Annotated in this window: 26 protein-coding genes; 7 read left to right on the top strand and 19 right to left on the bottom strand. The window is 44.2% G+C overall.

Annotated features, from left to right (window positions below; translation table 11 throughout):
- Positions 1–4: 4 nt before the first annotated feature.
- From QUA54_RS16900 to QUA54_RS16915, 4 genes are all read right to left on the bottom strand, one after another.
- Complete coding sequence (locus QUA54_RS16900; RefSeq protein WP_333415533.1) at positions 5–793, bottom strand: amino acid ABC transporter ATP-binding protein; 789 nt, start codon at positions 791–793, stop codon at positions 5–7.
- Between the two features lie 74 nt (positions 794–867).
- Entirely contained in the window at positions 868–1,869 is a 1,002-nt protein-coding gene (locus tag QUA54_RS16905) for a transporter substrate-binding domain-containing protein (protein ID WP_246276762.1), read from the bottom strand.
- A complete protein-coding gene (locus QUA54_RS16910) occupies positions 1,809–2,462 on the bottom strand; it encodes an amino acid ABC transporter permease (RefSeq protein ID WP_333415534.1) in 654 nt (217 codons plus the stop codon). Before QUA54_RS16910 ends, QUA54_RS16905 begins: the two co-directional genes overlap by 61 nt.
- A gap of 17 nt (positions 2,463–2,479) precedes the next feature.
- A complete protein-coding gene (locus QUA54_RS16915; protein WP_333201064.1) occupies positions 2,480–3,154 on the bottom strand; it encodes an amino acid ABC transporter permease in 675 nt (224 codons plus the stop codon).
- A gap of 418 nt (positions 3,155–3,572) precedes the next feature.
- Between QUA54_RS16915 and QUA54_RS34485 the strand changes: the two genes are divergently transcribed.
- Entirely contained in the window at positions 3,573–3,836 is a 264-nt protein-coding gene (locus tag QUA54_RS34485; protein ID WP_445301562.1) for a hypothetical protein, read from the top strand.
- Positions 3,837–3,946: 110 nt separating this feature from the next.
- Here QUA54_RS34485 and QUA54_RS16925 read toward each other — a convergent pair whose 3' ends face one another.
- From QUA54_RS16925 to QUA54_RS16935, 3 genes are all read right to left on the bottom strand, one after another.
- Complete coding sequence (locus QUA54_RS16925) at positions 3,947–5,608, bottom strand: EAL domain-containing protein (RefSeq protein WP_333415535.1); 1,662 nt, start codon at positions 5,606–5,608, stop codon at positions 3,947–3,949.
- An 11-nt stretch (positions 5,609–5,619) separates the two neighbouring features.
- Entirely contained in the window at positions 5,620–7,980 is a 2,361-nt protein-coding gene (locus tag QUA54_RS16930; protein WP_333415537.1) for a PAS domain S-box protein, read from the bottom strand.
- A 461-nt stretch (positions 7,981–8,441) separates the two neighbouring features.
- Complete coding sequence (locus QUA54_RS16935) at positions 8,442–9,632, bottom strand: WD40 repeat domain-containing protein (protein ID WP_333415539.1); 1,191 nt, start codon at positions 9,630–9,632, stop codon at positions 8,442–8,444.
- 276 nt (positions 9,633–9,908) lie between these two features.
- Here QUA54_RS16935 and QUA54_RS16940 point away from each other — a divergent pair, with 276 nt between their 5' ends.
- Together QUA54_RS16940 and QUA54_RS16945 are read left to right on the top strand one after the other, a co-directional pair.
- A complete protein-coding gene (locus tag QUA54_RS16940) occupies positions 9,909–10,283 on the top strand; it encodes a DUF1257 domain-containing protein (RefSeq protein ID WP_333189013.1) in 375 nt (124 codons plus the stop codon).
- Positions 10,284–10,483: 200 nt separating this feature from the next.
- Positions 10,484–11,170: a class I SAM-dependent methyltransferase gene (locus QUA54_RS16945; RefSeq protein ID WP_333415540.1), complete on the top strand. Its 687-nt coding sequence runs from the start codon at positions 10,484–10,486 to the stop codon at positions 11,168–11,170.
- Positions 11,171–11,345: 175 nt separating this feature from the next.
- Here the strand turns inward: QUA54_RS16945 and QUA54_RS16950 are convergent, their stop codons facing one another.
- Genes QUA54_RS16950 through QUA54_RS16965 form a run of 4 tightly spaced genes read right to left on the bottom strand, consistent with a single transcriptional unit; the run spans position 11,346 to position 12,662 of the window.
- Complete coding sequence (locus tag QUA54_RS16950; protein ID WP_333415541.1) at positions 11,346–11,627, bottom strand: hypothetical protein; 282 nt, start codon at positions 11,625–11,627, stop codon at positions 11,346–11,348.
- Complete coding sequence (locus QUA54_RS16955) at positions 11,624–11,911, bottom strand: type II toxin-antitoxin system HicA family toxin (RefSeq protein WP_333415542.1); 288 nt, start codon at positions 11,909–11,911, stop codon at positions 11,624–11,626. Before QUA54_RS16955 ends, QUA54_RS16950 begins: the two co-directional genes overlap by 4 nt.
- Positions 11,908–12,111, bottom strand: a complete 204-nt coding sequence (locus tag QUA54_RS16960) for a type II toxin-antitoxin system HicB family antitoxin (RefSeq protein ID WP_332960085.1) — start codon at positions 12,109–12,111, stop codon at positions 11,908–11,910. Before QUA54_RS16960 ends, QUA54_RS16955 begins: the two co-directional genes overlap by 4 nt.
- Positions 12,112–12,164: 53 nt before the next feature.
- Entirely contained in the window at positions 12,165–12,662 is a 498-nt protein-coding gene (locus QUA54_RS16965; protein WP_333415543.1) for a hypothetical protein, read from the bottom strand.
- A 265-nt stretch (positions 12,663–12,927) separates the two neighbouring features.
- On the opposite strand from QUA54_RS16965, the gene QUA54_RS16970 reads away from it, so the two are divergent.
- Positions 12,928–14,007, top strand: coding sequence for a 2-oxoglutarate and iron-dependent oxygenase domain-containing protein (locus QUA54_RS16970; RefSeq protein WP_333415544.1), 1,080 nt, complete (start codon positions 12,928–12,930; stop codon positions 14,005–14,007).
- 256 nt (positions 14,008–14,263) lie between these two features.
- Here QUA54_RS16970 and QUA54_RS16975 read toward each other — a convergent pair whose 3' ends face one another.
- Positions 14,264–14,440, bottom strand: a complete 177-nt coding sequence (locus QUA54_RS16975; protein WP_333415545.1) for a hypothetical protein — start codon at positions 14,438–14,440, stop codon at positions 14,264–14,266.
- A 186-nt stretch (positions 14,441–14,626) separates the two neighbouring features.
- Here QUA54_RS16975 and QUA54_RS16980 point away from each other — a divergent pair, with 186 nt between their 5' ends.
- Entirely contained in the window at positions 14,627–14,773 is a 147-nt protein-coding gene (locus QUA54_RS16980) for a hypothetical protein (protein ID WP_333415546.1), read from the top strand.
- Positions 14,774–14,857: 84 nt separating this feature from the next.
- On the opposite strand, the gene QUA54_RS16985 is transcribed toward QUA54_RS16980, so the two are convergent.
- On the bottom strand, positions 14,858–16,066 hold the full coding sequence (locus tag QUA54_RS16985) for a hypothetical protein (protein WP_333415547.1): 1,209 nt from the start codon (positions 16,064–16,066) through the stop codon (positions 14,858–14,860).
- A gap of 33 nt (positions 16,067–16,099) precedes the next feature.
- The gene (gene ilvA / locus QUA54_RS16990; RefSeq protein WP_333415584.1) at positions 16,100–17,632 is read right to left on the bottom strand and encodes a threonine ammonia-lyase, biosynthetic; all 1,533 of its coding nucleotides are present in this window, start codon (positions 17,630–17,632) and stop codon (positions 16,100–16,102) included.
- A 352-nt stretch (positions 17,633–17,984) separates the two neighbouring features.
- On the opposite strand from ilvA, the gene QUA54_RS16995 reads away from it, so the two are divergent.
- Positions 17,985–18,539, top strand: a complete 555-nt coding sequence (locus QUA54_RS16995; protein ID WP_333415548.1) for a GNAT family N-acetyltransferase — start codon at positions 17,985–17,987, stop codon at positions 18,537–18,539.
- A 91-nt stretch (positions 18,540–18,630) separates the two neighbouring features.
- On the opposite strand, the gene QUA54_RS17000 is transcribed toward QUA54_RS16995, so the two are convergent.
- From QUA54_RS17000 to QUA54_RS17020, 5 genes are all read right to left on the bottom strand, one after another.
- Entirely contained in the window at positions 18,631–19,200 is a 570-nt protein-coding gene (locus tag QUA54_RS17000) for a hypothetical protein (protein ID WP_333045531.1), read from the bottom strand.
- Positions 19,201–19,379: 179 nt separating this feature from the next.
- Complete coding sequence (locus QUA54_RS17005; RefSeq protein WP_333415549.1) at positions 19,380–20,237, bottom strand: bifunctional class I SAM-dependent methyltransferase/HIT family protein; 858 nt, start codon at positions 20,235–20,237, stop codon at positions 19,380–19,382.
- Between the two features lie 109 nt (positions 20,238–20,346).
- A complete protein-coding gene (locus QUA54_RS17010; RefSeq protein ID WP_333415550.1) occupies positions 20,347–21,978 on the bottom strand; it encodes an Hsp70 family protein in 1,632 nt (543 codons plus the stop codon).
- A 128-nt stretch (positions 21,979–22,106) separates the two neighbouring features.
- Entirely contained in the window at positions 22,107–22,889 is a 783-nt protein-coding gene (locus QUA54_RS17015) for a helix-turn-helix transcriptional regulator (protein WP_333415551.1), read from the bottom strand.
- Positions 22,890–22,900: 11 nt separating this feature from the next.
- Complete coding sequence (locus QUA54_RS17020) at positions 22,901–23,113, bottom strand: DUF2997 domain-containing protein (RefSeq protein WP_172187871.1); 213 nt, start codon at positions 23,111–23,113, stop codon at positions 22,901–22,903.
- An 82-nt stretch (positions 23,114–23,195) separates the two neighbouring features.
- Between QUA54_RS17020 and QUA54_RS17025 the strand changes: the two genes are divergently transcribed.
- The gene (locus tag QUA54_RS17025) at positions 23,196–24,218 is read left to right on the top strand and encodes a low specificity L-threonine aldolase (RefSeq protein ID WP_333415552.1); all 1,023 of its coding nucleotides are present in this window, start codon (positions 23,196–23,198) and stop codon (positions 24,216–24,218) included.
- The last annotated feature ends 153 nt before the right edge of the window (positions 24,219–24,371 follow it).

Consider the following 24,371-nt stretch of genomic DNA (forward strand, 5'->3'; position numbering starts at 1 on the left):
ATAATTAATGTAAAATCTGTGACAGAAATTTCTTTGTCCGCTCGTTAGAAGGATTGTTAAAAAACTTATCGGGAGTAGTATCTTCCACCAGCACACCATCAGCTAGGAAGATAATGCGATCGGCGACTTCACGGGCAAAGCCTACTTCATGAGTAACGCAAACCATCGTCATGCCGCTATCCGCCAGACCTCGCATTACCTGCAACACTTCCTGCACCATTTCTGGGTCAAGGGCTGAAGTCGGCTCATCAAAAAGCATCACTTTAGGACGCATGGCTAGAGCGCGAGCGATCGCCACCCGTTGCTGTTGACCACCCGACAACTGTCCGGGGTATTTGTTTGCTTGGTGAGCAATCCCGACTCGCTCCAGCAGTTCCATGCCCAACTTGTCAGCCTCTGGTTTAGACATTCCGCGCAAGTGGAGCGGCGCTAGAGTGACATTGCCCAAAATTGTCAGGTGAGGAAACAGGTTAAATTGCTGAAACACCATCCCCACCTCGCGCCGCACCATTTCAATGTTTTTAGCATCGTGCGAAATCAGCGTCCCATCAATCTCAATGCTGCCTTTTTGGTATGGTTCTAACGCATTGAAGGTACGAATAAAGGTGGATTTGCCAGAGCCCGATGGCCCCATTAACACCACCACCTCGCCTTTATTTACAGTCAAGCTGATTCCTTTGAGTACATGAAACCCATTGCTATAGGTTTTTTCGACATTTTTAGCGATGATGATTGGCTCTAAGCGATTGCTTAACCCGGTGGCTATATTGGCGCTAGATTGGGAGTCGTACATTTTAATATTTTCCTTGAGATATGTTTGGGAATTCGAGATCGATCGTGGATTCGTTTTGGTGATTTGCCGTTGACCTAAGTTGCTGGAGGAGGAGTCAAATCTGGCAGCGGCTCGCCAAACCATTTCAACGAAAGTTCATTTAATTTGCCTGACTGCTTCATGTCATCAATAATGTTGTCAAGTTTTGCTACTAGCTTTAGGTCTCCTTTACGAACACCGACGTAGCAGGGTGAGTTTTTCATGATGAACTTGTTTTCAATTTTGATATTGGGATTATCGCGAATTACTTTGGCAGCGACGACATTCCCAGTAGCAATCAGTTCTACTTGACCTGATATCAAAGCAGATGCAGTTAAACTGTTGCTAGAAAATCGTTTGACTAGAGGCGCTTGGTCTGGCGATAGCTTGGAAATCTCTAAATCTTCTAAAGAACCTTGAGCAACGCCAAGCGATCGTCCTTTTAGATCGTTGAGTGAGGGCGCTTTGATATCTGGACTGCCATACACCCCTGAAAAAAATGGCGCATAGGGCTTGGAAAAGTCAATAATTTTGGCGCGAGCTGGATTTTTGCCCAAACTGGAGATCACGATATCAACGCGATCGGTCTGAAGAAACGGAATGCGATAGTTGCCGATCACAGGCACTAACTCCGATTTGACTCCCAAAGCCTTGGCGATCTCGTTTGCCACATCGATGTCATAGCCTTGCGGCTGCATATCGAAACTCATCGATCCAAACGGCGTAAAGTCATTGGGAACTGCTACTTTGATCGCTCCTGCTGCCATGATTTTGTCTAAAGTTTTATCTGGATCGCCCTTAGGAGGTACAACTGCCGAAGGGTTAAACACAGCCATTGAGGTTATGGACTTAGTTGGGCTGGAGCAAGCAGCAATGCTCACAGTCAGAATCAAACTGGCGAGAAACAACGCGATCGCCCGATGCCATTTGTTAGGAATCAATTCCTTAAATATTTTCATCATCAGCAACACTCCAAATATCCCTCTGGTTGATATTTCTATGATTTGTAGTTGAGTTGCTTCTCCAACCGCTGACTCCAAAGAGATAGCGGATAGCAAAGAATAAAATAAATTAGACCAGCTATCGAAAAGACCAAGAGTGAGTTCAATGTGACATTATTGATCTCAGAAGCGACACGAGATACCTCAGAGAACCCAATTACTGATGCCAGCGAAGTCCCTTTAATTACCTGCACGAGGAAGCCGACAGTCGGTGCGATCGACATTTTAAGCGCTTGGGGCAGAACGATTAACTCTAGCTGTTTAGAATAGCCAAACCCCAACGCTGAGGCAGCTTCCCACTGTCCTGCAGGAACAGCTTCTATCGAGCCGCGCCAGATATCTGCTAGAAATGAACTGGTAAAAGCCGTCAGAGCAATGGTAGCGGCTGCAAGTGGCGATAAATTTATCCCAAAAACCACCGACATACCGAAAAATGCCAGAAAAAGCTGTAATAGTAATGGTGTTCCTTGAAAGAACTCGATATAGATCAGACTTAAGCCTTTAATCCACTTGTTGGGAGATATCCGCATCAGCATCAATAAAAAACCAACAATTCCGCCTACAACAAAGGCGATCATAGACAAGATAATTGTCCATTTTGCCGCCACCACCAAGTTAATGAATATCTGCGGTACTGTAAATCCATTCATTTTATCTTTCCAATTAACTATCGTCGATACTGTGCAAACTTAAAAAATCGTCGCTCAATTAGATATGACATTCCTTTGATCGTCCAAACGATCGCTAAATAAATGAGCGATATGGCAAAGTAAACCTCAAAACTGCGAAAAGTCCGAGAATTGAGAAAATCTCCTGCAAAAGTTAAGTCCTCCGTGGCAATCTGAGATACAACACTCGTAAATAACACTGCCAAAATCACCTGTCCGATCAGGGCCGGATAAATATTCGCCAAGGCAGGCATCAGAATGATGTACCGAAAAACCGATATCTTGTTGAAGCCAAGTGCCATTCCTGCTTCGGTTTGACCTTTGCTAATGCTCTCGACTCCAGACCGTACAATTTCGGTCGAATAAGCACCAAAGTTTAAAGCAAGTGACAAGATTGATGCTTGCTCTGCCGTTAACTTGATGCCCAAATTTGGCATCCCAAAGAAGATGAAAAACAGTTGGATGATATACGGGGTATTCCGAATAACCTCCACGTAGGCTAAAGCGATCGCATTTTGGATTTTGTTGTCAGAGGTTCTACAGACTGCCCCAATAATGCCTATGACTAGACCGAATGCGATCGCGATAACTGATATCCTGAAGGTCGTTAATGCACCTGCAAATAGTAAAGCAAGATTATCCCAGACAATTGAGAAATCAAACTGATAGCTCATAAGTATTTGGGTACTGAAACAGTATGAGAGTTTAGAGATAAGACGTAAGCAATCACTAAAGACTGCTCGCAGCGAGCAGAGAATCCTATCTATGAATTTCTAGGAACCTAGCCAAAGTAATTTACTCACCTAACGCCGAACGTTTTAACCTTATAGCCGAGCCGATCGGAGATTAGGGGCTTTGCTCCTCTCGGGGTTTTGTGCCCGTCTGCCCGAGGGAGAGAGACTTGGGGAGAGGATTTCAGCTATTTAACGTCTCGGTTGAATAATTGCGTACAGTATGCAAGCTTTAATAAATCGCTTCTGTTACGTTCATTACATTCTCAGGTAATCCTATTATTAATGCTCTGATGAGACCCTGTGGCGTTATCGTTACCTATAATCTTGAAGAGGTTGAGCTTCTCGAATCTATAAAATATTGAGAGCGAACTACTCTGCCGAATTTCAACTTACCGCTTTTTCCCATTCCGCTTCCGTCGGCAAGCGCATCCCAACAAAACAAGCAGAGGCTTCTGCTTCATACCAGCTAACTCTACAGACAGGACGATCGTCTCCCACATCTCAGGCATCCCAGTATAGCAGCGGCTGCCAGCCATCTTCAGACCATCCTCAGACCATAAGAAGTTGCGCCGCAGGTCAAGATACGATTGAAAAAAGGTCGATCGACCATTCAATGCGATAAAATGTGGTGATTTGTAGCTAACAAGGACAACAAGCAATGGATTTGGTTAGCACTGAAAGTCTTGCTTTTATTGCCTCGTGCATAACTGGCTTCAGCATAACTGCCGAATGCTATAACTCCCAGCACTTATCGCTTTTAAGCAGCTCTTCAAACTCAGCCATTGGCAAAGCCTGACTGAAAAAATAACCTTGAATTTCGTCGCACTCGCGATCGCACAAAAAAGCAAGTTCCGACTCATTTTCTACCCCCTCAGCAATCACAGTCATGTTCATGCCGTGTGCCATTTGAATAATCGCTATTGTAATCGCTGCATTTTGGCGATCCTCTGCAATATCGCGAATAAAACTCTTGTCAATTTTGATCGCATCAAACGGAAAGCGTTTCGGATAACTCAAAGAAGAATATCCCATTCCAAAATCATCAATTGCTATGCTAATCCCCATATCTCTCCACGCTGTAAAAGCTTGAACAGCCGTCTTTTCATCTTGCAAAATCAGACTTTCCGTCAATTCTAATTCCAGACATTTAGGATCGAGATTAGTTTCTGTCAATATTTGTCTGACTCTCTCCGTCAAATTTTTTTGCTCAAACTGGCGGGCTGACACATTGACTGCTACCCGCAGCGGCGGCAAACCCTGTGTTTGCCAAACTTTAGTTTGCCTGCAAGCAGTCTCTAACACCCATTCGCCCAGCGGTGCAATCAAGCCCATTTCTTCAGCCATGGGAATAAATTCTCCCGGAGAAACTCTGCCCCTTTCTGGATGATTCCAGCGCACCAAAGCTTCAGCACCAATAATTTTCCCTGTTTTAATTTCTATTTGTGGCTCATAGTAAACTTCAAATTCCGAGCGCTTTAAAGCATTGCGGAGAAAAGTTTCTTGATTGAATCTTTTGATGGAACTATGCGCGACTTTTGCAGTATGAAACTGATAATTATTGCCCCCTTGTTGCTGAGAATTGTACATAGCTGTATAAGCATTTTTTAGTAGCTGGTCTCCATCGCTGGCGTCGCTTGGAGATAAAGAAATGCCGATACTTGCCGTGAGGTAAAGTTCCGACCCTTTGACAATCATAGGTTGGGCTACAATATCTAAAATGTTTTGAGCAATCTTGGCAGCATCCTGTTTCTCCGCAACTGGTTCTAGAACAATTGCAAATTGGGCCGCTTCCAAACGAGCCACAATATTAATCTTCTCCGTGCAGTTACTAAGCCGCTCGGCAAATTTGCAAAGTACCGAGTCGCCAATTTCGTGTCCCAAGGTACTGTTAATTCGGTTAATTCTATCTAAACTGAGAGTCATAACGGGAATGAGTGCTGACCATTTTTTTTGCTTGTCTAATATCTGACTTAGCAGATCTCGGAACAACAAACGATTTGGCAAGTTTGTCAAGCTATCGTATTGATGTCTGTGGAGAGCTAATTGAATAGTTGTGTGCAAGTTTTTTTCCTCAAAGGGCTTGACAATATAGCCGAAGGGTTTGGTCGCATTGACGCGCCACAAAGTGTTTTCGTCAGCATAAGCTGTTAGATAAACTACCGGGATTTGAAAGCGCGATAAAATTTCGGCTGCTGCTGTAATGCCGTCGATTTTTCCTTGCAGGTTAACATCCATCAAAACCAAATCTGGTCGGAATTGGACTACAGATTCAATCGCTTCTTCTCCCGAATAGACCATACCAGTTATTCGATATCCTAGAGATATTAAACAGTCAGAAATGTCTTCCGCAATTATGCTCTCGTCTTCAACTATCAGAATTTTTTTGTTAAACACTAAATTCTCTCCTAAGAATGCAATTGGGGTTGGGAAAAGGTTATTTTAAAAGTCGTACCAGCAGTTTCTAACAGTTCTATTTTCCCCCGGATTTGCTTGACTAAAGACCCGACCAGTCGCAAACCCAACGTTCGGGCTTTTCGATAATCTAAGTCTTGAGGAAAACCAATTCCGCTGTCGCTCACGGTTAGCACGCAAAGTCTATTATTTCCTAAAGTAAAATCTATGTTAATTTTACCTTTGATTTGTCCTGTAAAAGCATATTTGAGAGCATTTGTCACAAGCTCGTTGATAATTAATCCGCAAGGAACGGCCGTATCAATATTAAGAGAACACGGCGCAATATTTGTTTGCAACTTAACGCCTTCTGCATGAATTTCATAAGCTTGGAATAAATTGTGGGCGAGATTTTGGATATATTCAGCAAAATCAATGTTTGACCAGTCTTTGGATTGATATAATTGTTCGTGAACCAGAGCCATCGATCTGACTCGGTTTTGACTTTCTTTTAACATTTCACTAACGCGGCTGTCTTGAATGTAGCGAGACTGAAGTTTCAGCAGACTAGAAATAACTTGGAGGTTGTTTTTGACGCGGTGGTGAATTTCTTGGAGAAGGACTTCTTTTTCGGCGAGGGACGCTTTGATTTGATCCTCATCCCGTTTGCGCTCTGTAATGTCGCGTACTACTGCTTGGAGAAATTTTTGTCCGTTAATTTCCATTGCGTTTAACAGAACTTCTGCGGAAAATTCTGAACCGTCGAGTCGTTGGTGTACCCAGTCAAATCGACAGCTACCTACGAGCATTGCTGTGTTCATTTTCTGTGATACTAAACTGGCTGAATCTTGTCCGTTAGGCTGAAACGGCGGGGAAAATTCGCTCGGATGCTTGCCGTAAAATTCTTTTTTGTTGCTACAGCCAAATATTTTTAAGGTGGCGTGGTTGCAGTCAAAAAAATATTGTTCGTCGAGCAACATTACTGCGTCGCTGGTGGCTTCATAAAGGCTGCGAAATTTGTGTTCTGATTCTTGCAGCGAGCAGATCAATTGGTTTTTTAGAGCTTCCGCACGCTTGCGTTCGGTAATGTCTGTCCCTACACAAACTGCTGCGGTTCCCTGAAGATATTTCTGAACTACTATCAAATAATTTCGGACTAACCCGTTAATTTGTATGTCTATTTCTTGGGAAGTTTGCTGAGATGAACTGTCAAAAAAATTGCGGATCATTTCTTCAAAACTCGAGCCTTTGTCGAGAAAGTTGATTTCTTGACCGACAAAGCTTTCAGGAGACAGTTTGAACGAGGTTGCTAAGTGCTGGTTGACTCCGATATACCGCAAATCTGAACTGATCCAAGAAATTAGTCCGGGCACGGCATCTAACACGGCGCGAAGTTGGTCTGTAGCTTCTTGGAGTGCTTCTTCCGATCGCTTGCGATCGCTAATATCTATCGCCGTTCCGCACAAGCCTAAAATAGCGCCGTTTTCAGCTTGGTTGACGATGCTGTTGACGCGCAGATGGACGGTACTCCCGTCTTTGCGAATATGTACTGTTTCGTAAGGAGAATTAGCGGTTTGTGGCTGAATTTTGGTTCTCGCTAAAAGTTGGGCAAATATTTCTCTTGGTCTATTTTTTGGGTCGTGAACTAAAAAATCGGTGAAGCGACGGCCGATCATTTCTGGCGGTTCGTAACCGTAGATGCGTTTGGCGGCGGAATTGACAAAAGTCAAGAGGCCTTCAATATCGATCGACCAAATCAATTCTTGGGAGGTTTCTACGAGGTTGCGGTACTTTTTTTCGCTTTCAGCAAGTGCTGCATGGAAGACTGCCGTTTGCTGCTGAAGTCTGTCTTCTAATTCTTGATTTACCGTTTCCAGAGTGGCGATGGACTGCTCGCGCTCGGTAATTTGAGTAGAAACACCCACTGCCCCGACAACTTCGCCGTTTCCATCTCGCAGGGCGGCGGATCGAATTTCGTACATAAAATGTCCCTCTCGGGCATTCCAAGTGCGATCGTTTCCTGCTAGTACCTCGGCAATATTTTCTAAGATATCTGGCTGGCTGCTGTAAACTTCAAAAATCGACAGCCCAACAGTTGCATCTGGTTTGAGTCCCAAATTTTCTAATCCTTTCCCTGCTGTAAGGGTTAACTTGCCTTCTCTGTCTGTTGCCCACAGGAAAATCGAGGCACAACTGACGGCAGCGTGCAGGGTTTCATTGACTTGTTTGAGCCGATCGATTTCTGCGTGAAGTCGCTCTTGGGTGCTGTTTAATTCTACCGTTAGTCGATCGGCTTTTTGCTGCCAAGTAGCAGCAGTGTCGCACATTTCTGCGATATTGGGGGAACGACAGATGGATTGGTTGCAGTGTGACATGGTTACTCTGGGATGCACTGTATATTTAACCCCAGCCTATCTTTTAAGCATAAACTTTTTCAGTCAAATATTACAGTTAGCTTCGATACTCATCCAAGCAATATGCGATAGTTTAAAGCTAGTTTAAAGGATTCAGGAATTGTGGCTCACTCAGGGTTTCTGGCGACTGTTCAGAAATTGACAATCAAGTGAATAATGGCTGCCAATTGGTACTTTTACTGTAAGTATGTATACTATTACAAAAATAAGTTCCGCAATTATCGGCTTGCACAAGAACTGGAATTGTAAATTTATTATATTTTTTTGCGTAGATTCACGCACCGAGGAATCGGGAATCGGTAATTTGGAAATATAGCCAGCGCCTGAATGGTTAGGAGGTGCTTAATTGTTGAAAATCATGAGATCGATTGCTTCTTACTTCTTCTGTCTTGCTTCTTCTTTCTTCTTTCTTCCTTATTCCTTCAATTAATTCCCCAAATTTTGATATTCTTGTCTATACTGCCGCTAATAATAGTTTCACTATCGCTGCTGAAAGTAAGACAAGTAACAGAGGTTTGATGTCCGCTGAGAGTGTGAATATGTTCGCCGGTACTGGCATTCCAAAATTTGATATTACCATCAGCACTTGCACTGACAACAGTGAGTCCTTCGGGACTAAAGGCGATCGCATTTATCGAGTTAAAATGCCCGACCAAAGTGATTGGACTATCTGGATTCGATAGCTGTCGCAGTTGAATATTTCTGTCCCAGCCACCAGTAGCCAACGTCTGCCCGTCTGGACTGAAAGCCAGACAATTCGCATAACCTTTAATTGTTTGGGAGCATTCTCTGCTGCGGAGGTTCCACAGCTTAATTGTACCGTCAGAACTGCTGCTAGCGAGAGTTTGTGCGATCGGGCTAAAAGCAAGACTAACAATTCCTGCTTTATGAGCTCCCCAAGTTAAAAGATTGCCAAAAGTACAGATTAACTTTCCCGTTTCTAAATTCCAAATTTTGATAGTAGCATCTGCCGAACCGCTGGCGATAACTTGACTGTCGGGACTGATGACAATTGCGCTAATTTCCGCTTCATGTCCCAGGGAAGTATGCCGCAATTCTCCTCCCTGCCAAATTTCGATCGCACGGTGTTTCGGAGTATTTCTGCTTCTCACAAAAACTTCGCTTTCTTGGCAAAGGACAAAAGTTTCTTGAGCGCGGGGATACTTGTCAACAGTATAGAGTATTTCTCCTGTCTCTAAATCGCAAATTCTAATTATTTTCCCGTGCAAACTAGCCGTGCGAGATCCTCCGGGACTAATCGCAACATTTGTCCCTGTTTTGACCGTGCGGATGCAGTCAAAAAGCTTGTAAGGGACGAATTCTTTTAAAGCTTGGCGCACTAGAGGTTCTGTCCTCGATCGCAAAATTAAATAAGCAACTCGCTGCACTTCTGATGCGGGGTCAAGCAGCGCCTCAATTGCTAAATTTAAACCAGCGCCTCCGTATTTAGGAGCATCTTTAACCGCGGCAATCCGCGACTCGATACTAGGACTGTTGAAGCGCTGCTTGACCCCGGCGATGCCTCCCAAAACAGCGCCGGCGATCGGGATTTGACTTTGGCCGCCGAGGACGGCATCATATTCTCTGGGTTGGTTAGAATTGTCGGCTATCATACGATTTTAGATTTTAGATTTTGGATTTTAGATTTTGGATTTTAGATTGAAGAATTGGATGAGTAAAAAAAGCGAGCTCACGCACGGATAAATAGGGGCAATTGTTATCGGATACTCTGTTGTGATTTTCTGAACATATGAATTCGGGGGCTTGTAACCTGGCTGGTTTCGCTGAAGCTCAAACCGCGTTTAAGATCGCAACTTCTAACTTGTTGACTGTTGCAGTTTATAGTATTATAATCAAATCAGCGTTTCACACACAAATCCGAAAGTGATATGTCACACTTCACAACGATCAAGGTTCAGATCAAGAATGGCGAACTGCTACATCAACTGTTGGAAGAGTTGGGTTATCAAGTAGAGTGCAATGTGCAGGTACGGGGTTATCGGGGTGACAAAACTAATGCCGACTACGTGATTAGGCAATCCAACGGTTACGATTTGGGTTTTCGCCGCAGCGGAGAGGATTACGAATTGGTGGCGGATTTTTGGGGCGCTCGAATTAATCAGCAGGAATTTGTCAATTCAATCAGTCAAAAATACGCGCGCAAAAGTTTGATGGCGGCGGTGCAGTCAGAGGGTTTTCATGTTGAAGAAGAGGAAACTTTGGCAGATGGAACAGTGAGAGTTGTAGTCGGTCGATGGGTTTAAGAATCGCGCTTTATTAACTCGTTTTTATGTACCCAGGACTTACGCAAAATCGGGTTAAAAATCAGATTTATTCGTAAGTCCTAAGCTGTCGGGCATCTTGCGTTGTACTTTTCCGGCGGGGGGACACCCCACAAGAATTTCATCAAACTTGATTGTAAAATTTAGATGCGCCTGGGCTTAGTACCAATAATAGAATTACCATGAAATTCGATCGCCCTGAACAACAAATTCAACAAAGTTGGGAGGCTAATGCTGACGCATGGATACAGGCGATCCAATACAACACAATCGAAAGTCGCCGGATAGCAACCGATGACGCTATTCTGCAAGCAGTGCTGCGCTATAAGCCTCGGCGAGTTTTGGATGTTGGATGCGGTGAAGGTTGGCTGACGCGCGCCCTAGCAAAGCACGGTGTTGAGGTTGTTGGAGTTGATGGTTGCGCTGCTTTGGTCGATCGAGCTCGCGAGAAAGGAGGCGGTTGCTTTCGGGCGATCGGCTACGATGAGATTATTGCCGATCCAGCGATACTCGGTCAACCATACGATGGAATTGTCTGTAATTTCTCGCTACTCGGTGAGGAAATTGGAGATTTATTGCGATCGTTACGCAAAGCAATAGTCTCAGACGGACATCTGTCGATCCAGACAGTTCATCCATTCACAGCGTCTCAGGAACAGCCCTATATTGATGGATGGAAAACCGAGACTTTCGACAACTGCGGCGGAGCTTTTCGAGAGCCAATGCCGTGGTATTTTCGCACCGTTAGTTCGTGGTTTCAACAAGTGTCGGAATCTGGCTGGAGGGTCTGTGAATTCGAGGAGCCGACACATCCACAGACGAAGATTCCTCTTTCCCTGCTGCTGATTTGTCAGTCACCCGGCGATTGAAATCGCTGCATAGAGTCAAACGAAGTCCGAGCAGAGGGGGACTGAAGAGAAGAGAGCGGATTTGGTATAATGCGATCGTCGCGATATAATTAGAGTACACAGGTAAACGGCTATTAGCAAAAAAAGTTAATTACCCATGAACATTGCAGAGATAAAGACAGCAGTAAGATAACTTTCAAAAAATGAACTCGCAGAGTTTCTCCAATGGCTTGATGAGTTCCAAGCAGCTCTCGCCGATCGCCAGTGGATCGATGGTGTACGAGTTAAGATAGATGCTGCTGTTGCCATGTCCGAACATACTCCACCGATTGACGGCGAAACCTTTATTGCAGGGATTTGCGATCGTTTCCCAAAATAGCTTGTAGGCTGGGTTGTTGCTTTCATCGTAAGTGCGCGCCCAATCTTTAATTATCACTCTCTGAAACCAGCTTTCCCTTTTCAAAGGCGTCGTTGTCATTCTTGTTCTTCCTGGATTGCATCAGATTCATCCGCCTCCTTATTCTCATTATTTGACTCTTCAACTGTGCTGCTATTTTGATGGGTATTTTCCAATAAACCAGCCTGTTTTAACAAGTGTCTGAGTAATCCAACTTTTAAAAATTTATTACCGTGAATTGGCACAGAAATTCGGATTGAGCTTCCAGCTTTCCCGTAGATGTGGTGACTGCCTTGAACTCTTAATAATATCCAGTCATTACGTTCTAGCAGCTTTGCTAACTCTTTGCCAGACATGGAGTTCATATAGCAATCTCCATAATTTTGTCTCGCTCATTTGTCTCGATGGATTCAATATCTACACTAAGGCAACCTTCGATTGCTTCATAGAGGTTTTGCAGCAGTTCCTCGAAGGTTTCTCCCTCTGTTGCACAGCCAGGAATAGCAGGAACTTCTGCCCAGTATCCGCCTTCTTCTGCTTCGTGAATGATAATTTTGATTTTCACTTGATTCTCCTAATTTATTTTCAAAACTTACCTCTTTATTACTGTACCAGACTTTACTCCTCCAAGTCCACCTGTTTAACCTGCTCTAAAGGTATATCTAGCGCTTCTGCAATTTGCTCGTCGCTCAAGCCCAACTGCCGTAATTTATCTATTGTTTCCATCTTAGTTTGATTTTTGCTTTCCTCCTGCAAGTCGGGAGTTTCCGGCTGACTTTGATCTGGGGTAGGAGTAGAGGGAGTAGGGCAATTGTTAATATAGCTAATACCAATAAATTTTTGATTATTTTTATTAACCAAAGTTGTTATATTCTGATTTATATGTCGTTCTAGGACGGATTCAAGATTACTTTTTTTAACTTGTTCACCAAACACCTCAGATAACATTTGCAAAAGTTCGTGACAAGCATTTTTAACGTGCTGGGAGCTATAACCATAAGTTTCTGCAACGCCAGCATATCTTTGACGCTTCAGTATTCCCGCAAGAATCCCCCGCTGCAAGTTGTTTAGATGTTTGCCTGTCTTGGCGCAAACAGCTTGATCGACAAATTGCAAGATCTCAGGACTGTCCAGAGCTGGGATGGTGAGATAGGATGGTTACTATACCAAACTTTTTCCAGCTTTTTCCAACTTTTTGGGCTTGACAGGTGGTGAGCAAGCTATTATATGTATTTATAGATAAAAATACATATAGCGGTTCTCACAAAGATGGAGTAAGCCTAAACCCAGTGTACTCAAGCTTTTTAAGTTGAAACCTCTACCTCATCTATCCAATAACTGCTATATACATCTGACCCATAAATACCAAGAGAAAATCGAAGTGTCTAATTTGCAAATATTTCATCTGCCCGAATGTATCACTGGAAGACAATCCGATATTGACCTAGCTCGCCAGATGATTCAGGCATGGAGAAGGGACGGTATCTTTCACGTGGCCACGAACAAAATACAGGAGCGAAAGAGCGAGAGAACTTTTGCCGCGAGCAGGCGGTTCTTTGGTATGCCTCTGGAGTCGAAATCCCAATTCATTAGCGATCTTACCTACAGTGGGTATATTGCTTCGGGCGAGGAAGTCACCGCTGGGGAGTCCGATTATTCCGAGATATTCACTGTTTGCAAAGATGTTCCACTAAATGATAGGCGTGTACAAGCGCAATGGCCTTGTCATGGTCCGGCGCCTTGGCCTGATGAGGACTACCAACAAAGCATGAAAGCATACATGGACGAGCTAGGCTCAATCGGCGAGAAATTGCTGAAACTGACGGCCCTGGGCTTGGAACTGGATGACATTAACGCTTTGACGGAATTGACCAAGGATGGTTGGCATCATATGCGCGTATTGCGATTCCCGGCGTTATCTCAAAAATCAACGAGAGGAATCGGTGCACATACTGATTACGGCCTATTGGTGATCGCGGCCCAGGATGATGTGGGTGGCCTCTATATACGTCCACCAGTTGAAGGGGAAAAGAGAAACAGAAATTGGCTGCCGACTGAAAGTATGGGGGGTATGTATGAAAATGAGGAACCCTGGATATTGGTGAAGCCTGTGCCAAGCGTACTAACGGTATTTCCTGGCGATATTCTGCAATTCCTCACCAATGGCTACCTCCTCTCAACACCACATAAAGTCAGGCTGAATACGAGGGAGCGATTTGCTATAGCCTACTTCCACGAGCCGAATTTCGAGGCTTGTGTCCGCCCTCTTTTCGCTCCCTCAAGCGATGAGCATATCCACTACGGCTCGCACTTTACAAATATGTTTATGAGGTGTTATCCAGACCGAATCACCACACGCCGGATTATTGACGAAAACCGCTTGTCAATTTTAGGTGTTTTGAAAAATGAGGGTCTTCGTCGTTTGACGACAGTGAAAAAAGCCATCGAATTGCAGAGATAAGAAGCAAAGTTTTTCGGTAGCAGGGATAACGATGCTTTCACCATAGCGATCGTCTTTATCTATGTATCCAGCTTCAAAATCAGTGCGCGATCGCCTAGTGAGGTATAATTGCAGTAGTTCCCTTGGGCAAATTGGATTCAGCAATATCTTCTTTTAAACTCACTTCCGAAAATATTTTAAATTGCATAATTCACGCTACTTGAAGATTAACTCCATCGGCTTGCCTCTAGAGTTTCCTGGGCAAATATCCTACGCATCAAGATTGTTTCTCCCGCCAAATCGCCTCTCTCTCGGCTTCTAAACCAGCCAAGAAATCAGTCAAAGCCACATTTTCATTTTTCATAATCGTTGCAATCCGATCGATTAATTGGGGAGCTTGAGGTTGTTTGGGAGCAAGCACAATCAGATTACCTATTGGGAGTAATACCAGCATATCTCCCTGATTAACATTGAGAGAATCTTGTAAAAACTGGAGAATAGTAATTTCCCCTCCCTGTCCCAGAACAATGGGAAATTATTGAATCTCTACATCCGTTTCTTGTGAAGTTATTGTCAGGACTTTAACCTCAGCCTTTAGTGTTAAGTTTTTAAGATTCTTTATTATAGCAAGGTTTGGGCATTGTACGTTTTGCCCGATCGCCCTAACCAGAAAACCCAAGTGCGATCGCCCGCAACTACCAAATCGTTTCAACGTCAGGAATATCATACCGCCGCGCGATCGCATCATCCAGGCGATCGCGCGGCAATTGGTCGATCGCCTAGATGATGCAACGATCGGTCAAACAACCCGACTCAGTATAGAGGATGTGCGGAATTTGCGATCGCAATGAGATTTCTTTGCCAACAACAATCACAACTGCAAAGCCCCCGACACCTTGGCATTTTTAACACTTGAAATCCGAATCAAAGACCCTGATTTTACAGCAATCTTAGGTTTCCATTCATAAACCCCATCGCTAGTCGCGCGGTTGGCTATGCTTTCAACCAACTTATTCTCTTGATACAGCTCAATCTTGACCTCATCCTGAATGTTGTCTCTCCAGAAAATCAAATAAGGTTTATTTGCTTCCACCTGCACTTTTTCTGCTGGTTGATCCACCAATATTTTTGGTGAAGCTGTCTGAGCTTTTCTATTCCTAAATCCTAAATAGTGCGGCAGTTCGCGAGTGGCAATATTATTTGATTGAGGCAACATAATCTCGCCGATTTTAGGATTGAATAGATAAGTTGAGAGTCCGCCGTCGATCGTCACGATATCTCCTTTCACTCCGAATTCTCGCATTAACTTAGCTGCTGCATCTAATGTCGCTTCATTAACTGTGATAATTGCCAGCAATTCATTACCCTTGCGACCGTCTTTGTCCAGCGTACCGATGACGTGATACCTATTTGCAGGATTTTTAGATATGAGTTTAGCTGGATGGTGCTTGTATTCGTAAGTAACAACTGCATTTTGTACTTCTTTTTGATTCAATGGCTTTCCGGTTTGCGGTTCGTAATTTGTGATATATGCTTCTCGATCGTTCCAGACCAAAGCTTTCAATCGAACATTTTTATACTGCCCATCTTTGGGTTTCTTGACGGGGCCGTAGAGGCCGTTACCGCCAGTAATAACTTGACCGTTGAATTTGATAGGAAAAGATAGCTGCGTGCTGCGTTCGTATTGTTCAAAAAAAGAACAGTTAATCACGGAAAAAACATCGTTAGCGTAAAGTTTTTTGTATTCTCCTGTAACTTCAGAGAATAACTTGCTCTTAAAGAAAGGACTGTAATATTTGTTTTCTCCCTGATAATACAATCCTTTATTGAAAGCCATCCGATCGACCTCTCCAATTAGCTGGTCTATTTGCATTTTTTGGACGTTAATAACTTGCAAATAAGCCAGATTTCCGTTGGGTAGTTCTTTTTTGTACAACTCTGCACCATCTCTGGTATCCACAGGTTGAAAATAACTGACTGGGCTGGAAAGTTGTTCGATCGCAAAATGTGCAACTGCTGCCACAACAGCAACAGCAAAAATCATCAAAAAAAACGGCAATATTTTTTTGATCCTGTTCATAAATATTAATTTGTTTCAAGACCACAACCCAAACTATCTTAAAAATAGCTTATAGGCCGGATTTTTACTCTCATCCCCATACTGATAGCCCAGCGTATCCAAAAAAGCCTGCCATTCCTGCATCTCATCGGGCGGTACTTGAATTCCCACCACAATTCGCCCGTAATCTGCGCCGTTATTTCGATAGTGAAAAACGCTGATATTCCAGTTAGGGCTCATCGAACCGACAAACTTCATCAACGCACCCGGACGTTCGGGAAATTCAAAGCGATAAAACAATTCATGATCTGCCAGCATCGAACGCCCGCCCACCATATGCCGCACGTGCAATTTCGTTAATTCATCATCAGTTAAATCCAAAGTCTTGAAACCACAATCTTCAAAACTTGCGGCTATATTCACCGCATCGGCACGGTTTTGAATTTGTACACCGATAAAAATATGTGCCTCTTTCTCATCCGCAATTCGATAGCTAAATTCAGTTAAATTGCGTTTGCCCAGACATTCGCAAAACCTGCGGAGACTTCCCGGCTTTTCAGGAATTGTGACTGCAAAAATAGCTTCGCGGCGTTCGCCAAACTCGGCTCTTTCTGCTACAAAACGCAGCCGATCGAAATTCATGTTCGCGCCGCAAGCAACAGCAATTAATGTTTGTCCTGCGATTTGTTCCCGTTCCACGTAAGCTTTCGCACCTGCGATCGCCAAAGCGCCAGCAGGTTCTAAGATCGATCGCGTATCTTCAAAAACATCCTTAATCGCCGCGCAAACATCATCCGTATGCACCAAAATAATCTCATCCACATACTCCTGACACAACCGAAAAGTTTCCTCCCCCACTTCCCGCACAGCAACGCCGTCAGCAAATAAACCCACCTGCGACAAACGCACCCGTTTACCCGCTTTCAGCGATTGATTCATTGCATCGGAATCGATGGGTTCGACTCCAATAATCTTAATTTCCGGCCGCAACCGCTTGACATAAGCCCCAATTCCCGAAATCAATCCGCCGCCACCAATTGCCACAAAAATCGCGTGAATTGGTTTTTGATGTTGCCGCAGAATTTCCATGCCGATCGTACCCTGTCCCGCAATTACGTGCGGGTCATCAAAAGGGTGAATAAAAGTTAAACCTTTTTCCGCCTCTAATTGGCGCGCAAAGGCGTAGGCATCGTCGTAGGTATCCCCATGCAAAACTACCTCTCCGCCCCGGGATATCACCGCATTTACCTTCACCTGCGGGGTCGTTACGGGCATGACTATGATCGCGCGAGTTCCCAGGTGGCGGGCGGCGAGGGCGACTCCTTGGGCGTGGTTGCCGGCGGAAGCTGCAATGACACCTTGTGCTAGCAAATCCGGCGACAGTTGCGCCATTTTGTTGTACGCACCCCGCAGTTTGAAGGAAAACACCGACTGCATATCCTCTCGCTTCAGCAAAAGTTTATTGTTGAGCCGTGCTGATAGATTCGGGGCTACTTCTAGGGCTGTTTCTTGAGCAACATCGTAGACGCGGGCGGTGAGGATTTGTACCAGGTAATCGCAAAGCATGGGGTTAGCAGGTTGGTTGATGCCAGATGGTGGGATAATTGTACGGCACTTGTGTTAGTATTTTGCGGGGAATTGGCGATCCTCTTCCAGGGCTTTCCTTCGGATCGCTTCGCTAACGCTAACGGGCGATCGCAAGTTTTCAATAATAACTTTTCCCTTTGGAACATAAGGAGCCTGAAAACTATGAATAATAATTCGTTTTTGCCGTTTCCCCGGTTATAAAATCCGGTTTGTGAGCGGTATTATAGCAGTTCTCAATAAAGTGAGGTATGCCCTATGCCCTATGCCCTATGCCCTATGCCCTAGAGCCGAGAGAACCTCATCTTACTGAGAAAGGCTATAGTCCGTAATCCTTGATTTAGTATGTAAATTCATGAACGTACAAATTACAGATTTGCGTGCGGTTGACGAGCCAAAAATTCAACAGGTAGCTAGATTAATAGTTGAAGGTTTTAAAGAGCATTGGCCCGATGCTTGGCCCGATATAAATTCTGCTTTGCAAGAAGTGCAAGAATCTTTGGGAGCCGATCGCATCAGTCGAATTGCTGTCGGCGACAGCAATCAAGTTTTGGGATGGATTGGCGGGATTAAACAGTATGACGGTAATGTTTGGGAACTGCACCCGCTGGTAGTGGGAACAGAATTTCGCGGACAAGGAATTGGTCGATCGCTCGTAGCTGATTTAGCAACAGAAGCTAAAAACCGGGGAGGGATCGTGCTGTGGGTGGGTACCGACGACGAAGACAATCAAACCACTCTTTCAGGCATCAATCTTTATCCTAACGTTTGGGAACACGTCGCCAAAATTAGAAATTTGCGCGGTCATCCCTACGAATTTTATCAAAAAATGGGTTTTGCGATCGTGGGAGTGATGCCCGACGCGAACGGAATTGGCAAGCCAGATATTTTCATGGCAAAGCGGTTGTAAAGTTTAATGTAGCTTCTAAATTTACTGACAGGTCGCTTGCCAATCCAACACTTAGCAAAATTAGTTGTTGAAAGTTTCCCAAAAAATCGGTCTAGTCTGGACGTGCGAACCCTGTTCGAGGGTCGCTAATAAACAAACCCAGAACTAACGAATCCATCACCGTATCCCAGACAGGAGTCAAACGTTCTGCATCGTCAACCCAGTAATCAAAAGTAATCAAACACTGAACATTAGAACCCAATCCAATACAGATCCGCGAATAAGCTTCCCGCTGTTCGGGAGGGTCTATAAACTTAAATTCAGTCCAAACAATGCGGGCAGTTTGCCGCTTCAATTGGATAATTTCCCCAGGAGCGATCGGATTTCGCGTATCATCTTCAACCACCTTCTGTAATAGCGGCACCAGCGGAAAATCTGCCCAGTTACCAGGTGGTAGCAAATTAAACGAAACCTCCAAACAACAATCATCATCCGGCGGCTTTTTATCCGTAAATCGGAACGACTTAGTATCCGGTTCAAAATGCCAATCTTCCGGGACATCAAAGCGGACTGCACCTCTTCCTGCTACAAAAATTCGAGTTCCAGGCTTTGACTTCCAATTGTGGTCTTCTTTAAGCTCTAGGGTTTCCTTGAGCCATTCTTGCTTTTTGCGCTTAGACATAAACAGAACACCAAATTACTGCTAATGTGTAGTTTTAGACTTGGCAAACACATTTTAACCTTATTTTGCTCGCCGTTTGCTCAAATATAACAATCCTTACAAAAATTATGAATTCCTCTCTTCTCTATTCCTCTGCGCCTCTGCGGTAAAAAAGAATTCCTTTCACAATTGGCTAACTTTTATTTTTCACTCTTTGGAATCACATACCTAATTCCGCCTTTATTCCCAGCCGCATCGCCCTTATAACGCGGGATCACATGAATAGCCGCGTGAGTTCGACTTTGACCTGCCTGTTTATTAATATTTATTCCCACATTAAACCCGTCAGGCTGAAATTCTTTACTTAACATCTCTTGTACCTTATTAGCCATAAACCAGCAAGCAGATTGCTCTCGAAACGGCAGTTCAAAATAATTGGCAACGTGACGCTTGGGGATGATTAAAACATGACCTTTGCTGGCGGGATAACCGTCAAACATCGCATAAGCTGTTGCTGATTCAGTTAGCAAAATAAGGTTTTTGTAAGGATTGCAGAATATGCAGTTATTAGTTGAATTTCTTTGATGGTTGTAATGCACGTATTTGTAAATTTCGCAATACTCATCTAAATGACTTGACTTAAATGGAAGTTTGACAATGCACTGATATGTATGTTTTTTGTGCACGTAATGTTCTCGAAAGCCTTCTTTTTTGATATCCCTTCTCACCGCAAAATACGCATTTCCTCCCGGTTTTAACAGGTGCGACACTTCCATCAGGACATTAGCTTGTTCTTCAGGAAACAAAACATTTAAAACATAAAAGCAAATGATGGTGTCAAATTTATCTTCGGGGAATTCCGGGAAATAATAAGGGTCATAACCCGCAATATTCACGCCTTTTTGCTGCAACAATCTAACATCGCTACCGAAGCCGCACCCAAAATCTAAGACTTTCCCTTGCAGCAAGTTTTTATCCAATAAAAATCTGGCTGGAAATGACAGGGAAATTCTTTCGATGGCCGTCAGGTGGCTGAATTTATTTTGTTGCTTTTTCATGGCGGCATAAATTTGATTTAAATAAATATTCTTCCGTCCGCGCACCATCCGGACGAGAGTTTGTGTAGTACCGATTTCAATATCCGAATGTTATCTAAAAATTTTATCATTATTGCAGTTTGGCGATCGCCCCTTTTTCCACCAACACCTTACCAGTCACCAAATCCCGCACCGTCGCCAACAAAACCCGCCTCTCATCCACCTCAAAACTCACCGAAACCCGATCAATTCCCAATACCCCGGGCGGATTCAAATGCGCCACGCAAACCTGCTGGTGGTGGCTTTCCAGAGAGCGAAAATCTGTCTGTTTGTTGAGCCAACTGCTCGTCATTTGCCCTTTTTCGTTAAAAATAACCTCCGCTTGCGATACCTCCGCAACTTCCCCAATATCTAACCGAATTTCCCTTTGGCCTTCAATTGCCACTTGCAACGTCAACTCTTCGCAACTTTGACAGGGATACTTCATTTCCTTGCTAAATATCGGCGAATAAGCATAAGCTTTAGCATAAGGTTCCCAGAGGCGAATTGCATAGCTGTGGCGCAAATAATCGTCAACACTCGCCAATTGTGTCAGCGCTAAAGCACCGTGCGCTACAGCTTCAAAAGGCTTATCTGTTTGGACTTTTTGCCGCCCAAAATACGAAACCACTAAATTAGATACAGCCGGAATTAGAGAAGTTCCTCCTACCAGCAAAACCTGTTCTATATCTGCTTTACCGATACCTTTTCCCAGTGCAATACTCAGCACTTCATCTAAACTTTCCCGCAACTGTTCTAACAACTGCCTAGATTCCAGAATTTCCTCAAGCTTGTCTCGGTTTACCTGCAAGTCGTAAGACATAAAATTTTCATCGTCAAACCAGCTTTCCTTCGCCTCATTAACTTGAGAAAGTTGAATTTTTAATTTTTCCGCTATTTCTAATAAGTTTTGCCAGCCAACTGGGCCGACTTCTGCCCGCGACGAACCAATTTGCCGCAAATAATCTTCGACAATCCAGATGTCAATATCTTCGCCGCCTACATAAGCATCGGATTTTGCCAACACTTCGGCACGCACCCCCCCCAGCCCCCCCTTGTCAAGGGGGGGAGCGAGATTTCTCCCCCCCTTACCAAGGGGGGGTAAGGGGGGGGTTAGAGCAGTACGAACTAAACTTAAATCTAAAGTTCCGCCACCAAAATCAACTACTAAAACTAGAGAACCGGGGCGTTTTACTGCATATCCCAGGGCGGCGGCTGTGGATTCATCTATTACCTGAACTTCCGCAACTCCCAAACTTTCTCCTAAGTCGCGAAACCAATCTAGATATCGCTCAAATGCTCCGACGGGTACTGTAAAAATTACTTTTTCTGGCTGTATATTTTGGAAATATAATTGTTTCCAAATACTTTTAATAAACTGTTCGGCTACTAATTCTGGTGTGTAGGTTTCGCCGTCGATATTGCGGGGTGGCGGCTGAAAGTCGGCAGCTAAATTGCGTTTAAAAGCTTTGAAAAAACGGTCTGGCTGGGATTGTCCTAAACGCTGCGATCGCACTTTTTCTCCCAATATTAACTCCCCCGCACTTTTCACAAATACCAAAGTCGGTACTACAGGTATTTCTCGGGGTTCTTCACTCGATTTATGCGTTTTAAAAATGCGGGATATCTCGCCCAATCTCAAAGTTTCTGGTGTTTGCGTATCCGGGTTTAGAATGCAGACAACCGTGTTGCTGGTGCCGAAGTCAATGGCAACTGTAGTCATGGTGATTTTAGATTTTAGATTTTAGATTTTAGATTTTATTTTTCATGCTGCCCAGGGTGGTGCAGCTAACTTTACTTTATATGACTTACGAATCTACTCTATTTGTAGGGTCGCATTGCGCCCCTTACTTAATTTTTTATGCCACCTGGCAGGGTGCGACTAACTTTAGCAGGCGTAAGAATTCGCTCTCCCTCCCGATAGCCGACAAACCGAATATAAACTAATTCTCCTTCTGTTATATCCTCAACATCTGGCTGGTGCAACTGCGGATTGTAAGCAGTTTGTTCCCACGCAGAACCAATCGTTTCAAAATCCCAGCTTGATAACAGATTTTCTAACGGAGTAAAAAGAGCAGAAAGATTTTTGGCGGGCATATCCGGCTTGGCCTCTGCCATTTTGCGGGCGGCGGGGTAGTTGGTTAACAAAGTTTGCAACTGTTCAAATGTAGCGCGGCGAAAATCGGCAGTTAGTTGAGTTTTTTGCTGCTGCAATTCTTCTCGCAGCCGGAAACACTGCTGCCTTAATTCTTCAATTTCGGTGGGATTAGTTGTGATTGTAGCCGATATTGGCAGCGCGATCAAAGTGCGATCGAACTCTTGAAAATTCAAATTCAGCACTTTTGCCAGTCGCCTCAGTTGGTCTAGCTTGAGGTTTCCCACGTCTCCCTGCCGCACTAAACGCACCGCGTAGCGACTTAAGCCTGCTTTTTCGCCTAAATCTTGCCAATCGAGAATGTCTAGCTGATTCATGCGTTCCCGCAGAATTGTATCGTACTTAAACTCGATCGCATCTCCCGCCTCAGATGCAGCATAAAGGTAGATTAAAATTAGAAAAATGCCCCCGACAGCCAGCGCGAAGCTGAAGGCAGGCACTGTTGTTACATCAACTGTTGCACCGAGGATCTCAAACATCTTTAACTCTTCTAAACTTGTTTTAAAGTCTGCGTTTGTTCAACGCTCAAATTTTCTTCGCCTTGGTAGTATTCTGGCAACAAGTCTTGAGATTCTACTTTTCCGAGAGCTTTTTCAATTCCGGCGGTGGTTTCGGTGCAACTCGAACCAGTGGCGTTGAGGACGGTTTCGGTAATTTTGCCGTCTTTGCCGATGCGGTATTCTATTTGGCGATATTCGGCCATAATTCTTCCTCTTGGTTTAATGCTTGAGTGTTGACTGTTGAGTGTTGAGTTATATTATAGATTCTATTTACCAATTATTCTAATGAATTTTTGTAGCGACAATGCAACCGGGGTTTCGCCGGAAATTATGGCAGCGATTGCAGCAGCTAATTGCGGTGCTGTGATGTCTTACGGAGATGATGAATATACAAAGCGTTTGCAAGTTAAATTTTCGGATTTGTTCGAGACATCTGTGACTGTTTTTCCTGTAGCAACTGGTTCTGCTGCTAATGCGCTAGGCCTTGCGGTTGTTACTCCTCCTTACGGGGCTGTTTACTGTCACGCGGCCTCTCATATTAATCTCGATGAATGCGGCGCGCCGGAGTTTTTTACAGGCGGTGCAAAGTTAGTCACATTAACAGGAAATCATGGTAAAATAGACGCAGAGACTTTAGAAAAAATTATCGAGAAAGCTGGTGCAGGTGTCGTCCATCACGTACAGCCGGCAGCCGTCAGCATCACTCAAGCAACGGAAGCCGGAACTGTCTACAATCCAGCGGAAATTTCCCACATTTCGGAAGTGGTTCGCAGCCACAATTTGCACCTGCACATGGATGGAGCTCGCTTTGCCAATGCTGTCGCCAGTCTTGGCTGTTCTCCTGCGGATCTTACTTGGCGCGCTGGTGTCGATATTCTATCGTTTGGAGCGACAAAAAACGGCGCAATGGCTGCGGAAGCTGTGGTATTTTTTAATCAAAAATTGGCAAAGACTTTTCCTTTTTACCGCAAGCGCAGCGGCCATCTTTTCTCGAAAATGCGGTTTTTGTCGGCGCAGTTGGAAGCGTATATAACGGATGATTTGTGGCTGAAAAATGCGGCTCATGCAAATAATATGGCAGCAAAATTAGCCGAAGGTTTGGCGGGAGTTGAGGGAGCGAAGTTTTGCCATCGAGTTGAAGCTAACGAGATTTTTATTCAACTTCCAGAATCAGTAATTACATCGGTTTTAGCTGAGGGTTTTATGTTTTATCGCTGGGATGAATGTACTCTTAGACTGGTAACGGCTTTTAATACTAGAGAAGAAGATGTTATTGCTTTCGTGGAAGCGGTTAAACGACATCAATGATTAAAATGTAGGGGCGGGTTTTACAAATAATACCGGCCAGCTATGAACAATCTAAGAAACCCGCCCCCACCTAACAAATAATCCACATCAACCTTAATTTATATTAAATGCAAAAAATAGGCGCGGGGATTTCTCGTTTGGTGGGGGCGGGTT

Source organism: Microcoleus sp. MOSTC5 (genome assembly GCF_036701825.1).
Taxonomy (GTDB): Bacteria; Cyanobacteriota; Cyanobacteriia; order Cyanobacteriales; family Microcoleaceae; genus Microcoleus; species Microcoleus asticus.

Excerpts from the sequence above, each read along its gene's own strand:
- QUA54_RS16900 (WP_333415533.1), bottom strand. The coding sequence starts at position 793 with ATGTACGACTCCCAATCTAGCGCCAATATAGCCACCGGGTTAAGCAAT.
- QUA54_RS16910 (WP_333415534.1), bottom strand. The coding sequence starts at position 2,462 with ATGAATGGATTTACAGTACCGCAGATATTCATTAACTTGGTGGTGGCG.
- QUA54_RS16915 (WP_333201064.1), bottom strand. The coding sequence starts at position 3,154 with ATGAGCTATCAGTTTGATTTCTCAATTGTCTGGGATAATCTTGCTTTA.
- QUA54_RS16930 (WP_333415537.1), bottom strand. The coding sequence starts at position 7,980 with ATGTCACACTGCAACCAATCCATCTGTCGTTCCCCCAATATCGCAGAA.
- QUA54_RS16935 (WP_333415539.1), bottom strand. The coding sequence starts at position 9,632 with ATGATAGCCGACAATTCTAACCAACCCAGAGAATATGATGCCGTCCTC.
- QUA54_RS16940 (WP_333189013.1), top strand. The coding sequence starts at position 9,909 with ATGTCACACTTCACAACGATCAAGGTTCAGATCAAGAATGGCGAACTG.
- QUA54_RS16945 (WP_333415540.1), top strand. The coding sequence starts at position 10,484 with ATGAAATTCGATCGCCCTGAACAACAAATTCAACAAAGTTGGGAGGCT.
- QUA54_RS16950 (WP_333415541.1), bottom strand. The coding sequence starts at position 11,627 with ATGACAACGACGCCTTTGAAAAGGGAAAGCTGGTTTCAGAGAGTGATA.
- QUA54_RS16955 (WP_333415542.1), bottom strand. The coding sequence starts at position 11,911 with ATGAACTCCATGTCTGGCAAAGAGTTAGCAAAGCTGCTAGAACGTAAT.
- QUA54_RS16975 (WP_333415545.1), bottom strand. The coding sequence starts at position 14,440 with ATGCTGGTATTACTCCCAATAGGTAATCTGATTGTGCTTGCTCCCAAA.
- QUA54_RS16985 (WP_333415547.1), bottom strand. The coding sequence starts at position 16,066 with ATGAACAGGATCAAAAAAATATTGCCGTTTTTTTTGATGATTTTTGCT.
- QUA54_RS16995 (WP_333415548.1), top strand. The coding sequence starts at position 17,985 with ATGAACGTACAAATTACAGATTTGCGTGCGGTTGACGAGCCAAAAATT.
- QUA54_RS17000 (WP_333045531.1), bottom strand. The coding sequence starts at position 19,200 with ATGTCTAAGCGCAAAAAGCAAGAATGGCTCAAGGAAACCCTAGAGCTT.
- QUA54_RS17005 (WP_333415549.1), bottom strand. The coding sequence starts at position 20,237 with ATGAAAAAGCAACAAAATAAATTCAGCCACCTGACGGCCATCGAAAGA.
- QUA54_RS17010 (WP_333415550.1), bottom strand. The coding sequence starts at position 21,978 with ATGACTACAGTTGCCATTGACTTCGGCACCAGCAACACGGTTGTCTGC.
- QUA54_RS17015 (WP_333415551.1), bottom strand. The coding sequence starts at position 22,889 with ATGTTTGAGATCCTCGGTGCAACAGTTGATGTAACAACAGTGCCTGCC.
- QUA54_RS17020 (WP_172187871.1), bottom strand. The coding sequence starts at position 23,113 with ATGGCCGAATATCGCCAAATAGAATACCGCATCGGCAAAGACGGCAAA.
- QUA54_RS17025 (WP_333415552.1), top strand. The coding sequence starts at position 23,196 with ATGAATTTTTGTAGCGACAATGCAACCGGGGTTTCGCCGGAAATTATG.